The sequence below is a fragment of the Pseudomonas sp. SA195 genome, assembly GCF_054131565.1.
Genome location: NZ_CP096392.1, coordinates 3822455 through 3834688 on the forward strand (window position 1 = coordinate 3822455; position 12234 = coordinate 3834688).

Here is a 12234-nt window from a genome sequence, read left to right on the forward strand (position 1 = left end):
CCTACTTCTTCTTAGCTTCTTTACGACGAACCACTTCGTCCGAGTACCGAACACCCTTGCCCTTGTAAGGCTCTGGGCGACGGAAATCACGGATTTCAGCGGCCACCTGACCAACCAGCTGCTTGTCCACACCCTTGATCAGGATGTCGGTCTGACTGGGAGTTTCAGCGGTAACGCCTTGCGGCAGCTCATACTCGATCGGATGCGAGAAGCCGAGAGCCAGGGACAGCACTTGACCTTTGGCTTGCGCCTTATAACCAACGCCAACAAGCTGGAGCTTGCGCTCGAAGCCTTGGCTGACGCCGATCACCATGTTATTGACCAGCGCACGGGTAGTGCCGGCCATCGCACGATTCTGCTGATCGCCATTACGAGCAGCGAAACGCAACTCACCCGCTTCGTGAATCACTTCAACGGAAGAATGAACGTTCAGTTCGAGAGCGCCCTTGGCACCCTTTACCGAAAGCCGCTGGCCGGACAGATTGAATTCAACACCGGCAGGCAGCTTGACGGGGTTCTTAGCAACGCGAGACATGCTTATCCCCCCTTAGAACACAGTGCAGAGCACTTCGCCGCCAACGCCGGCAGCACGAGCAGCACGATCAGTCATCACACCTTTATTGGTGGACACGATCGAGACACCCAGTCCGCCACGAACTTTCGGCAACTGATCAACGGATTTGTACTGGCGAAGGCCAGGACGGCTTACACGCTTGAGCTCCTCGATGACCGGACGGCCTTCGAAGTACTTCAGCTCGATAGACAGCTGCGGCTTGGCGTCGCTGCTGACGTTGTATCCTGCGATATAGCCTTCACCTTGAAGAACGTTGGCTACAGCCACCTTCAGCGTGGAAGACGGCATGCTTACGACGGACTTTTCGGCCATCTGGGCATTACGGATACGAGTTAGCATGTCCGCTAACGGGTCCTGCATACTCATGGGCTCTTGGCTCCTAATACAAAAAAATAAGCCCGTTTGGGCTCGTGTCGCCTACAGAACGAGCTAACGCACACAGGCGTGACTCTGGCGAGCCGGACATTCTAGAGACACCCTAGAAACGAATCAAGCCCCATGAGGGGCTTGATTCGAACAACACCGAGCCGGCGGCAAGCCGGCTCAGCTTTACCAGCTGGCCTTGACCAGACCGGGAACGTCGCCCCGCATCGCCGCTTGACGCAGCATGTTACGCGCAAGACCAAACTTGCGATAAACACCGTGCGGACGACCGGTCAGACGGCAGCGGTTGCGCAGACGCGAAGCGCTGGCGTCACGCGGCTGCTTCTGCAGCGCAACCTGAGCCTCCCAACGCGCTTCCGGAGATGATTCCGGGCTTGCGATGATTGCTTTGAGCGCGGCACGCTTCTGAGCGTACTTGGCAACCGTTTGCTGACGCTTCAGCTCGCGGTTCTTCATGCTTTGCTTAGCCATGCACCTACTCCAATCAGTTACGGAACGGGAAGTTGAAGGCACGCAGCAGCGCGCGACCTTCTTCATCCGTCCGAGCAGTAGTGGTCAGAGTGATATCCAGACCACGCAGGGCATCGATCTTGTCGTAATCGATTTCCGGGAAGATGATCTGCTCCTTCACGCCCATGCTGTAGTTGCCACGGCCGTCGAACGACTTGGCATTCAGGCCGCGGAAGTCGCGGACCCGAGGCAGGGAGATGGATAGCAGACGATCCAGGAATTCGTACATACGATCGCTGCGGAGGGTCACCTTGACGCCGATCGGCCATCCCTCGCGGACCTTGAAGCCAGCGATGGATTTACGAGCGTGAGTCACGACGACCTTCTGGCCGGTGATCTTTTCCAGATCAGCGACGGCGTTATCGATGATCTTCTTGTCACCGATCGCCTCGCCGAGACCCATGTTCAGGGTGATCTTGGTGATGCGCGGAACTTCCATCACGTTGCCAAGCTGGAGCTCTTCCTTCAGCTTGGGAGCGATTTGCTTCCGATAAACTTCTTTTAGTCGTGCCATGGTTATCTACCTAGCAGTCTCAAGCTTCAACCGGCTTTTGGGTCGACTTGAAGACACGAATTTTCTTACCGTCTTCAACCTTGAACCCAACGCGGTCAGCCTTGTTGGTTTCACCGTTGAAGATAGCAACGTTAGAGGCGTGCAATGGCGCCTCCTTCTCGACGATACCGCCCTGAACGCCCGACATCGGGTTCGGCTTGGTATGACGCTTGACCAGGTTGATCCCACCGACGACCAGACGGTCATCAGCGAGAACCCGAAGCACCTTACCGCGCTTGCCCTTGTCTTTGCCGGCGATGACGATGATCTCGTCGTTGCGACGAATCTTTTGCATGCGGCTTCTCCTTACAGCACTTCAGGCGCGAGCGAGACGATCTTCATGAACTTCTCGGAACGAAGCTCACGCGTCACTGGCCCGAAAATACGGGTGCCAATAGGCTCCTGCTTGTTGTTCAACAGAACAGCAGCGTTGCCATCGAAGCGGATGATAGAGCCGTCCGGACGACGAACACCGTGGCGGGTACGGACTACAACAGCAGTCATTACCTGGCCTTTCTTGACCTTGCCACGCGGAATCGCTTCCTTGACGGTAACCTTGATGATGTCGCCGATGCCGGCGTAACGGCGGTGCGAACCACCCAGGACCTTGATACACATGACGCGACGCGCGCCACTGTTGTCCGCCACATCGAGCATGGATTGAGTCTGAATCATATAATTTCTCCGACCCCTAACCCTTAGACTTCGACGGCACGTTCGACGACATCAACCAGCATCCAGCACTTGGTCTTCGCCATCGGGCGAGTCTCACGAATGGTGACTTTGTCACCAATGCGGCACTGGTTGGTTTCGTCGTGCGCGTGCAGTTTGGTCGAACGCTTCACGTATTTACCGTAGATCGGGTGCTTCACGCGACGCTCGATCAGTACGGTGATGCTTTTGTCCATCTTGTCGCTGACGACACGGCCAGTCAGCGTGCGGACAGTCTTTTCAACTTCAGCCATGATCACTTACCTGCCTGCTGGTTGAGCACAGTCTTGACACGAGCAATGTCGCGCTTGACTTGCGAGAGCAGGTGAGACTGCCCCAACTGGCCCGTTGCCTTCTGCATGCGCAGATTGAACTGGTCGCGCAGCAGCTCGAGCAGTTGCTCGTTCAGCTGCTGAGCGGATTTTTCACGAAGCTCGCTCGCTTTCATCACATCACCGTCCGCTTAACAAAGGAGGTGGCGAGTGGCAGCTTTGCAGCAGCCAGGGCGAATGCTTCACGCGCCAGCTCTTCGGAAACACCCTCGATCTCATAGAGCACCTTGCCCGGTTGAATCTGGGCTACCCAGTACTCGACGTTACCCTTACCTTTACCCATCCGCACTTCAAGAGGCTTCTTGGAGATAGGCTTGTCGGGGAATACGCGGATCCAGATTTTGCCGCCACGCTTTACGTGACGGGTCAACGCACGACGTGCGGACTCGATCTGGCGCGCGGTGAGACGACCGCGAGCGACAGACTTCAGAGCGAATTCGCCGAAGCTGACTTTGCTACCGCGCTGAGCCAAGCCACGGTTGTGGCCCGTCATCTGCTTGCGGAATTTTGTACGCTTGGGTTGTAACATTTGGCGTACTCCTTACTTGGCAGCTTTTTTACGAGGCGCAGGCGCTTGCGGCTTGAGCTCTTCATGGCGACCACCAATAACTTCGCCTTTGAAGATCCAGACCTTGACGCCGATCACACCGTAGGTGGTGTGCGCTTCGTAGGTGTTGTAGTCGATATCGGCACGCAGGGTGTGCAGCGGCACACGACCTTCCCGATACCATTCCGTACGGGCGATTTCAGCCCCACCCAGACGACCGCTCACCTGGATCTTGATGCCCTTGGCACCAATGCGGATCGCGTTCTGTACGGCGCGCTTCATGGCGCGACGGAACATCACACGACGCTCCAGCTGCTGAGCGACGTTCTGTGCTACCAACATTGCATCGAGTTCCGGCTTGCGGATTTCTTCGATGTTGATGTGCACAGGCACACCCATTTGCTTGGTCAGGTCCTGACGCAGCTTCTCGACATCCTCGCCCTTTTTCCCGATGACGATGCCGGGACGAGCGGTGTGGATGGTGATGCGTGCTGTCTGAGCCGGGCGATGAATATCGATACGGCTTACGGACGCGCTTTTTAGTTTGTCTTGGAGGTACTCACGCACGTTCAGATCTGCAAGCAGATAATCGGCGTACGTGCGACCGTCTGCGTACCAGACGGAAGTGTGCTCCTTGACGATTCCCAGGCGAATGCCAGTGGGATGTACTTTCTGACCCATCTGATCGACTCCGTTACTTGTCCGCAACCTTGACAGTGATATGGCAAGACCGCTTGACGATGCGATCAGCGCGGCCTTTGGCTCGCGGCATGATGCGCTTAAGCGAACGCCCTTCGTTGACGAAGACCGTGGATACCTTCAGGTCGTCCACGTCAGCGCCCTCGTTGTGCTCGGCGTTGGCAACGGCCGACTCCAGCACTTTCTTCATGATCTCGGCGGCTTTCTTACTGCTGAAAGCCAGCAGGTTGAGCGCTTCGCCCACCTTCTTCCCGCGGATCTGGTCGGCGACCAGGCGGGCTTTCTGGGCGGAGATGCGAGCGCCCGACAACTTAGCGGCTACTTCCATCTTTCCTTACCCCTTAGCGCTTGCCTTTCTTGTCCGCTACGTGCCCGCGATAGGTGCGGGTACCAGCGAACTCGCCGAGTTTGTGACCGACCATGTCTTCGCTCACCAGAACGGGGACATGTTGACGGCCGTTATGCACAGCGATGGTCAGACCGACCATTTGCGGCAGAATCATCGAACGACGCGACCAGGTTTTCACCGGCTTGCGATCGTTCTTTTCAGCCGCCACTTCGACCTTCTTCAGTAGGTGAAGATCGATAAAAGGACCTTTTTTCAGAGAACGCGGCACTGTCGTATCCCTCTAGTTACTTGCGACGACGGACGATCATGTTATCGGTGCGCTTGTTAGAGCGAGTCTTCGCGCCCTTAGTGGGGAAGCCCCACGGCGACACCGGATGACGACCACCGGAGGTACGACCCTCACCACCACCGTGGGGGTGATCGACCGGGTTCATTGCCACGCCACGGACGGTCGGGCGAACGCCACGCCAGCGCTTGGCGCCAGCCTTACCCAGCGAACGCAGGCTATGCTCGGAGTTCGAGACTTCGCCCAGGGTCGCACGGCACTCAGCCAGCACTTTGCGCATCTCGCCAGAGCGAAGACGCAGCGTTACATAGGCACCTTCACGCGCAACCAGCTGAGCCGAAGCACCAGCGGAGCGAGCGATCTGAGCCCCCTTGCCCGGCTTGAGCTCGACACCGTGAACGGTTGAACCCAGCGGAATGTTACGAAGCGGCAAGCTGTTGCCAGCCTTGATCGGTGCATTGACACCAGAGAGCAGCTGATCGCCAGCAGTCACGCCCTTCGGAGCAATAATGTAACGACGCTCGCCATCGGCGTACTTCAGCAACGCGATGTGCGCAGTACGGTTCGGATCGTATTCGACGCGCTCGACGACGGCAGGAATGCCATCCTTGTTGCGGCGAAAATCGACCAGACGGTAATGCTGCTTGTGACCACCACCAACGTGACGAGTGGTAATGCGACCGTTGTTGTTACGACCACCGGATTTCGACTTCTTCTCGAGCAGCGGAGCATAAGGAGCGCCTTTATGCAGCTCCTGATTGACCACCTTGACCACGAAACGGCGGCCCGCGGAAGTCGGTTTGCATTTAACGATTGCCATGATGCACCCCTTCCTTACTCAGCATTGCCGGAGAAATCGAGATCCTGGCCCGGCTGAAGCGCGATGTACGCTTTCTTCCAGTCATTGCGCTTGCCCAGACCGCGAGCGGTGCGCTTGGTCTTGCCCTGAACGTTCAGGGTGCTGACCTTGGCCACTTTCACGTTGAACAGGCTTTCGACGGCCTTCTTGATTTCCAGCTTGGTCGCGTCGGTCGCAACCTTGAAAACGAACTGGCTCTTGGTATCAGCCAGCATGGTTGCCTTCTCGGAGACGTGCGGACCAAGCAGGACTTTGAATACGCGTTCCTGGTTCATCCCAGCAGCTCCTCGAATTTCTTCACAGCCGACACGGTGATCAACACCTTGTCATAGGCGATCAGGCTGACAGGATCCGAACCCTGCACATCGCGCACATCGACGTGCGGCAGGTTGCGAGCTGCCAGATACAGGTTCTGGTCGACGGCATCGGAAACGATCAGTACGTCGTTCAGGCCCATGCCGGTCAGCTTGTTGGCCAGCAGTTTGGTCTTCGGGCTGTCGACAGCGAAGTCTTCAACCACGACCAGACGCTCGGAGCGAACCAGCTCGGAGAGGATGGAGCGCAGGGCTGCGCGGTACATCTTCTTGTTGAGCTTCTGCTCGTGATTCTGCGGACGAGCCGCGAAGGTCACGCCACCGCCACGCCAGATCGGGCCACGCGAAGTACCAGCACGTGCACGGCCTGTGCCCTTCTGACGCCAGGGGCGCTTACCGCCACCGGACACATCGGAGCGAGTCTTCTGCTGCTTGCTACCCTGACGCCCGCCAGCCATGTAGGCGACGACTGCCTGGTGCACCAGCGTCTCGTTGAACTCACCACCAAAGGTTTGCTCGGAGACTTCGATGGCTTGCGCGCCATTAACATTCAATTGCATGTGAACTCCCCCTTACCCGCGAGCCTTGGCAGCCGGACGCACGACAACGTCACCGCCAGTGGCCCCGGGCACTGCGCCCTTGACTAGCAGGAGATTACGCTCGGCATCGACACGCACGATTTCCAGGGACTGCACGGTTACGCGCTCGGCGCCCATGTGCCCGGACATCTTCTTGCCCTTGAAAACACGACCCGGAGTCTGGCACTGGCCAATGGAACCCGGGACGCGGTGGGATACGGAGTTACCGTGGGTATTGTCCTGACCACGGAAGTTCCAGCGCTTGATGGTACCAGCGAAGCCTTTACCCTTGGACTGCCCGGTGACATCCACCATCTGCCCAGCCTGGAAAATCTCAGCACTAATCTGATCACCGACCTGGAACTCCTCGCCATCGAGGCGAAACTCCCAAACGCTGCGACCAGCAGCCACATTCGCCTTGGCGAAATGACCAGCCTGTGCCTTGGTAACACGAGAGGCACGACGCTCGCCCACAGTAACCTGCACGGCGCGATAGCCATCGCTCTCTTCATTCTTGAACTGAGTGACGCGATTCGGCTCGATCTCGATGACCGTAACCGGAACAGAGACACCTTCCTCGGTGAAAATGCGGGTCATGCCGCACTTACGACCGACTACACCAATAGTCATGTTGTAACCTCTTGAGTGTACGGGGCTTTCACCCGCTATGGCCGCCCATTTCAGAGCGTTACACGACCAAAGCTAGAGCTTTAGCCGAGGCTGATCTGCACTTCCACGCCGGCCGCAAGATCAAGCTTCATAAGCGCATCGACGGTTTTGTCGGTGGGCTGAACGATGTCCAGCACTCGCTTATGAGTACGGATCTCGTACTGGTCGCGCGCGTCCTTATTGACGTGCGGGGAAACCAGAACAGTGAACCGCTCCTTGCGGGTCGGCAGTGGAATCGGACCACGCACCTGAGCACCAGTACGTTTCGCGGTTTCCACGATTTCCTGGGTTGATTGATCGATCAGGCGATGGTCAAAAGCCTTCAACCGAATACGGATTTGTTGGTTTTGCATTTTGACCTCAGACTCCAATTAGCCATCCCTACCAAACGCATACGCCTGGTAAAAGGAGGCGCAATTGTACGGATGCGCCCTAGGGGTGTCAATAAATGAGCAACAATAGAAAAAGGGCCCCGAGGGGCCCTTTTCGAGACCGATCGAATTATTCGACGATCTTGGCGACCACACCAGCACCAACGGTACGACCGCCTTCGCGGATAGCGAAGCGCAGGCCGTCTTCCATAGCGATCGGCTTGATCAGGGTAACGACCATCTTGATGTTGTCACCCGGCATAACCATCTCGACGCCTTCCGGCAGTTCGCACGAACCGGTCACGTCAGTAGTCCGGAAGTAGAACTGAGGACGGTAGCCCTTGAAGAATGGGGTGTGACGACCACCTTCTTCCTTGGACAGAACGTACACTTCTGCTTCGAACTTGGTATGCGGCTTGATGGTGCCCGGCTTGGCCAGAACCTGACCACGCTCGACATCATCACGCTTGGTGCCGCGCAGCAGCACACCACAGTTCTCGCCCGCACGACCTTCGTCGAGCAGCTTGCGGAACATCTCAACACCCGTACAGGTAGTCTTGGTGGTGTCACGCAGACCAACTATCTCGATTTCTTCCTGAACCTTGACGATGCCGCGCTCGACACGACCCGTCACTACCGTACCGCGACCAGAGATCGAGAAGACGTCTTCGATCGGCATCAGGAACGGCTTGTCGATGGCACGAACCGGCTCAGGGATGTAAGTATCCAGAGTCTCGACCAGCTTCTTGACCGCGGTGGTGCCCAGCTCGTTGTCGTCCTCGCCGTTCAGCGCCATCAGCGCAGAACCGATGATGATCGGCGTGTCGTCACCCGGGAAGTCGTAGGTCGACAACAGGTCACGAACTTCCATTTCGACCAGTTCGAGCAGCTCGGCGTCGTCGACCATGTCAGCCTTATTCAGGAACACAACGATGTACGGAACACCTACCTGACGAGACAGCAGGATGTGCTCACGCGTCTGCGGCATGGGGCCGTCAGCAGCCGAGCAAACCAGGATCGCGCCGTCCATCTGCGCAGCACCGGTGATCATGTTCTTGACGTAGTCGGCGTGGCCGGGGCAGTCAACGTGCGCGTAGTGGCGAACGTTCGAGTCATACTCGACGTGAGCGGTGTTGATGGTGATACCGCGAGCCTTCTCTTCCGGTGCGCTATCGATCTTGTCGAAGTCGACACGAGCGGAACCGAAAACCTCGGAGCACACGCGAGTCAGAGCAGCAGTCAGAGTGGTCTTGCCATGGTCAACGTGACCAATGGTGCCGACGTTGACGTGCGGTTTGTTACGTTCAAATTTTTCCTTAGCCACGACAGTAAACCTCTTACTTAAAGGGCGGGATTAGCCTTGTTTTTTGACCAGTGCTTCGACGATGTTCGCCGGAGCTTCTGCGTACTTGGAGAATTCCATGGAGTAGCTGGCGCGACCCTGAGACATGGAACGGACGTCGGTAGCGTAACCAAACATCTCGCCTAGCGGAACTTCGGCACGGATGACCTTGCCGGAAACCGTATCTTCCATACCCTGGATCAAACCGCGACGACGGTTCAGGTCACCCATAACGTCGCCCATGTAGTCCTCAGGAGTGACAACCTCGACTTTCATGATCGGCTCGAGCACCTTGCCGCCACCCTTCTGGGCCAGCTGCTTGGTCGCCATGGATGCCGCCACCTTGAACGCCATCTCGTTAGAGTCAACGTCGTGGTAGGAACCGTCGAAAACGGTCGCCTTCAGACCGATGAGCGGATAACCGGCTACAACACCGTTCTTCATCTGCTCTTCGATACCCTTCTGAATAGCAGGGATATATTCCTTCGGAACCACGCCACCGACGACTTCGTTAGTGAAAACCAGACCTTCGGTGATGTTGCCCTTGTCATCGACATCCGGCGTCGAGAAGCGGATCCAGCAATGACCGAACTGACCACGACCACCGGACTGACGGACAAACTTGCCCTCAATCTCAACGCCGTCCTTGGTGATAGTTTCACGGTAGGAAACTTGCGGCTTGCCGATGTTGGCCTCAACGTTGAATTCGCGCTTCATGCGGTCAACGAGGATGTCCAGGTGCAGCTCACCCATGCCAGAGATGATGGTCTGACCTGTCTCTTCATCGGTTTTGACGCGGAAGGACGGATCTTCCTGGGCCAATTTGCCCAGAGCGATACCCATCTTCTCCTGGTCAGCCTTGGTCTTCGGCTCGACAGCAACCGAAATGACAGGCTCAGGGAAATCCATGCGCTCGAGGATGATCGGCTTGTCTGGATCACAAAGGGTCTCACCCGTAGTGACGTCCTTCATACCGATCAGAGCAGCGATATCACCCGCGCGCACTTCCTTGATCTCTTCACGCTGGTTCGCGTGCATTTGCACCATACGACCAACACGCTCTTTCTTACCCTTCACCGAGTTGATGACCGACTGGCCGGACTCGAGGACGCCCGAGTAAACACGAACGAATGTCAGCGTACCCACGAACGGGTCGGTAGCAATCTTGAACGCCAAGGCCGAAAACGGCTCGTTATCGTCCGCATGACGCTCGTCGTGAATCTCGTTTTCATCGGTGCTGTCTGGATGAACGCCCTGAATAGCAGGGATTTCAGTCGGAGCAGGCAGAAAGTCGATGACCGCATCAAGGACCAGGGGAACACCCTTGTTCTTGAAGGACGAACCACAGACGGCTGGGACGATCTCGCTGGCCAAGGTACGCAGGCGCAAGCCAGCCTTGACATCCTCCTCGGAGAGATCACCCTCTTCGAGGTACTTATTCATCAGCTCTTCGTTAGCCTCAGCAGCAGCCTCAACCATGTTGGAGCGCCACTCGTTCGCCAGATCGACCAGCTCCGCAGGAATTTCCTCCTCGCGGTAGGTAGTACCTTTGTCGTCATCGTTCCAGTAGATCGCCTTCATCTTGATCAGATCGACCTGGCCCTGGAAGTTATCCTCGGCACCGATAGCGATCTGAATCGGCACCGGAGTGTGACCCAGGCGATTCTTGATCTGAGCGACTACGCGCAAGAAGTTGGCGCCGGCGCGGTCCATCTTGTTGACGTAGACGATACGCGGGACGCCATACTTGTTAGCCTGGCGCCAAACGGTCTCGGACTGCGGCTCGACACCGGAGGTGCCGCAGAACACGACAACAGCACCGTCGAGCACACGCAGGGAACGCTCTACTTCAATGGTGAAGTCAACGTGACCGGGGGTATCAATCACGTTCACGCGGTACTTATCGTACTGACGACGAGAACCTTCCCAGAAGGTAGTGATGGCAGCTGACGTGATGGTAATACCACGCTCCTGCTCCTGAACCATCCAGTCAGTGGTCGCGGCGCCATCATGCACCTCGCCCATCTTGTGGCTCAGGCCTGTGTAGAACAGGATCCGCTCGGTAGTGGTAGTCTTGCCCGCATCAACGTGAGCACAGATACCGATGTTACGGTAGCGGTTAATTGCTGTAGTACGAGCCATAAAGCCCTCGCGAGTTAGTGACGCTGAAAATTAGAAGCGGTAGTGCGAGAAGGCCTTGTTGGCTTCAGCCATACGGTGCACATCTTCGCGCTTCTTGACCGCAGCGCCTTTACCTTCAAATGCATCCACTAGCTCGCCTGCAAGACGTAGAGCCATGGACTTCTCACCGCGCTTACGCGCAGCGTCTACCAGCCAGCGCATGGCCAGCGCGTTACGACGGGACGGACGAACTTCGACCGGAACCTGGTAAGTCGCACCGCCAACACGGCGGGACTTCACTTCGACCAGCGGAGCGATGGCGTCGAGTGCTTTTTCGAAGATTTCCAGGGGGTCTCCATTCTTGCGTTCCTTGACCTTCTCCAGAGCACCATAAACGATGCGCTCGGCAACGGCCTTCTTGCCGCTTTCCATCACGTGGTTCATGAACTTGGCCAGGATCAGACTTCCGTACTTCGGATCGTCAAGGATCTCGCGCTTGGCTGCTACACGACGTCTTGGCATTGATAAGCCCTCAAACGGTCTTCAGGTTAGCTCGGAACTATAACGCTGAGGTTACGCCCGACCTTACTCTTATCGACTCAAAAAAATAAAAGATACGATTACTTCGGACGCTTGGTGCCGTACTTGGAGCGGCCCTGCTTGCGATCCTTGACGCCAGAGGTATCCAGCGAGCCGCGCACGGTGTGGTAGCGAACACCTGGAAGGTCCTTCACACGGCCTCCACGAATCAGTACGACGCTGTGCTCTTGCAGGTTATGACCTTCACCACCGATGTACGAGGCGACTTCATAGCCATTGGTCAGACGAACACGGCACACCTTACGAAGTGCAGAGTTCGGTTTCTTTGGCGTGGTGGTGTACACGCGAGTGCACACACCACGGCGCTGCGGGCAGTTCTGCAGCGCAGGGACGTCGCTCTTCTCGACGACGCGCTTACGCGGCTGACGTACCAGCTGGTTGATCGTTGCCATCTACTAGCTCCACTGTTGTCTTTCGACACAAACGAAAAATGGC

General features: G+C 56.9%; 21 protein-coding genes. All 21 read right to left on the bottom strand.

From position 1 onward, the window contains the following. Position 1 precedes the first annotated feature (1 nt). Positions 2 to 535, bottom strand: coding sequence for a 50S ribosomal protein L6 (gene rplF / locus M1D78_RS17830; RefSeq protein WP_437421304.1), 534 nt, complete (start codon positions 533 to 535; stop codon positions 2 to 4). A gap of 12 nt (positions 536 to 547) precedes the next feature. Continuing rightward, a complete protein-coding gene (gene rpsH, locus M1D78_RS17835; RefSeq protein WP_003281824.1) occupies positions 548 to 940 on the bottom strand; it encodes a 30S ribosomal protein S8 in 393 nt (130 codons plus the stop codon). 183 nt (positions 941 to 1123) lie between these two features. Then, positions 1124 to 1429: a 30S ribosomal protein S14 gene (gene rpsN / locus M1D78_RS17840; RefSeq protein ID WP_437421305.1), complete on the bottom strand. Its 306-nt coding sequence runs from the start codon at positions 1427 to 1429 to the stop codon at positions 1124 to 1126. A gap of 13 nt (positions 1430 to 1442) precedes the next feature. Continuing rightward, positions 1443 to 1982, bottom strand: coding sequence for a 50S ribosomal protein L5 (gene rplE, locus M1D78_RS17845; RefSeq protein WP_243605766.1), 540 nt, complete (start codon positions 1980 to 1982; stop codon positions 1443 to 1445). Positions 1983 to 2001: 19 nt separating this feature from the next. Beyond that, entirely contained in the window at positions 2002 to 2316 is a 315-nt protein-coding gene (gene rplX, locus M1D78_RS17850) for a 50S ribosomal protein L24 (protein ID WP_019339971.1), read from the bottom strand. An 11-nt stretch (positions 2317 to 2327) separates the two neighbouring features. Next, entirely contained in the window at positions 2328 to 2696 is a 369-nt protein-coding gene (gene rplN, locus M1D78_RS17855; RefSeq protein WP_003289207.1) for a 50S ribosomal protein L14, read from the bottom strand. Positions 2697 to 2719: 23 nt separating this feature from the next. Further along, complete coding sequence (rpsQ, locus tag M1D78_RS17860; RefSeq protein ID WP_025240347.1) at positions 2720 to 2986, bottom strand: 30S ribosomal protein S17; 267 nt, start codon at positions 2984 to 2986, stop codon at positions 2720 to 2722. A gap of 2 nt (positions 2987 to 2988) precedes the next feature. Then, a complete protein-coding gene (rpmC, locus tag M1D78_RS17865; protein WP_243605764.1) occupies positions 2989 to 3180 on the bottom strand; it encodes a 50S ribosomal protein L29 in 192 nt (63 codons plus the stop codon). Continuing rightward, positions 3180 to 3593, bottom strand: a complete 414-nt coding sequence (gene rplP, locus M1D78_RS17870; protein WP_003176421.1) for a 50S ribosomal protein L16 — start codon at positions 3591 to 3593, stop codon at positions 3180 to 3182. Before rplP ends, rpmC begins: the two co-directional genes overlap by 1 nt. A gap of 12 nt (positions 3594 to 3605) precedes the next feature. Continuing rightward, positions 3606 to 4292, bottom strand: a complete 687-nt coding sequence (gene rpsC / locus M1D78_RS17875) for a 30S ribosomal protein S3 (RefSeq protein ID WP_131651934.1) — start codon at positions 4290 to 4292, stop codon at positions 3606 to 3608. A 13-nt stretch (positions 4293 to 4305) separates the two neighbouring features. Further along, a complete protein-coding gene (gene rplV, locus M1D78_RS17880) occupies positions 4306 to 4638 on the bottom strand; it encodes a 50S ribosomal protein L22 (RefSeq protein ID WP_003103908.1) in 333 nt (110 codons plus the stop codon). A gap of 13 nt (positions 4639 to 4651) precedes the next feature. Next, complete coding sequence (rpsS, locus tag M1D78_RS17885; protein ID WP_065983037.1) at positions 4652 to 4927, bottom strand: 30S ribosomal protein S19; 276 nt, start codon at positions 4925 to 4927, stop codon at positions 4652 to 4654. 16 nt (positions 4928 to 4943) lie between these two features. After that, positions 4944 to 5765, bottom strand: a complete 822-nt coding sequence (rplB, locus tag M1D78_RS17890) for a 50S ribosomal protein L2 (RefSeq protein WP_437421306.1) — start codon at positions 5763 to 5765, stop codon at positions 4944 to 4946. 14 nt (positions 5766 to 5779) lie between these two features. Then, the gene (gene rplW / locus M1D78_RS17895) at positions 5780 to 6079 is read right to left on the bottom strand and encodes a 50S ribosomal protein L23 (protein WP_437421307.1); all 300 of its coding nucleotides are present in this window, start codon (positions 6077 to 6079) and stop codon (positions 5780 to 5782) included. Continuing rightward, entirely contained in the window at positions 6076 to 6678 is a 603-nt protein-coding gene (rplD, locus tag M1D78_RS17900) for a 50S ribosomal protein L4 (protein WP_019339977.1), read from the bottom strand. The genes rplW and rplD overlap by 4 nt, the downstream gene beginning before the upstream one ends. Positions 6679 to 6690: 12 nt before the next feature. Next, positions 6691 to 7326 carry a 50S ribosomal protein L3 gene (rplC, locus tag M1D78_RS17905; RefSeq protein WP_437421308.1) on the bottom strand — a complete coding sequence of 212 codons (636 nt, stop codon included), beginning with the start codon at positions 7324 to 7326 and terminating at the stop codon, positions 6691 to 6693. Positions 7327 to 7406: 80 nt separating this feature from the next. Beyond that, positions 7407 to 7718 (bottom strand): 30S ribosomal protein S10, encoded by a 312-nt coding sequence (rpsJ, locus tag M1D78_RS17910; protein WP_003186070.1) that lies wholly within the window; start codon positions 7716 to 7718, stop codon positions 7407 to 7409. Positions 7719 to 7866: 148 nt separating this feature from the next. Continuing rightward, positions 7867 to 9060, bottom strand: a complete 1194-nt coding sequence (gene tuf, locus M1D78_RS17915) for an elongation factor Tu (RefSeq protein ID WP_423706861.1) — start codon at positions 9058 to 9060, stop codon at positions 7867 to 7869. 30 nt (positions 9061 to 9090) lie between these two features. Then, positions 9091 to 11220, bottom strand: coding sequence for an elongation factor G (gene fusA, locus M1D78_RS17920; protein WP_437423002.1), 2130 nt, complete (start codon positions 11218 to 11220; stop codon positions 9091 to 9093). A 30-nt stretch (positions 11221 to 11250) separates the two neighbouring features. Then, the gene (gene rpsG, locus M1D78_RS17925; RefSeq protein ID WP_437423003.1) at positions 11251 to 11721 is read right to left on the bottom strand and encodes a 30S ribosomal protein S7; all 471 of its coding nucleotides are present in this window, start codon (positions 11719 to 11721) and stop codon (positions 11251 to 11253) included. Between the two features lie 98 nt (positions 11722 to 11819). Next, entirely contained in the window at positions 11820 to 12191 is a 372-nt protein-coding gene (gene rpsL / locus M1D78_RS17930; RefSeq protein WP_437423004.1) for a 30S ribosomal protein S12, read from the bottom strand. Between the last annotated feature and the right edge of the window lie 43 nt (positions 12192 to 12234).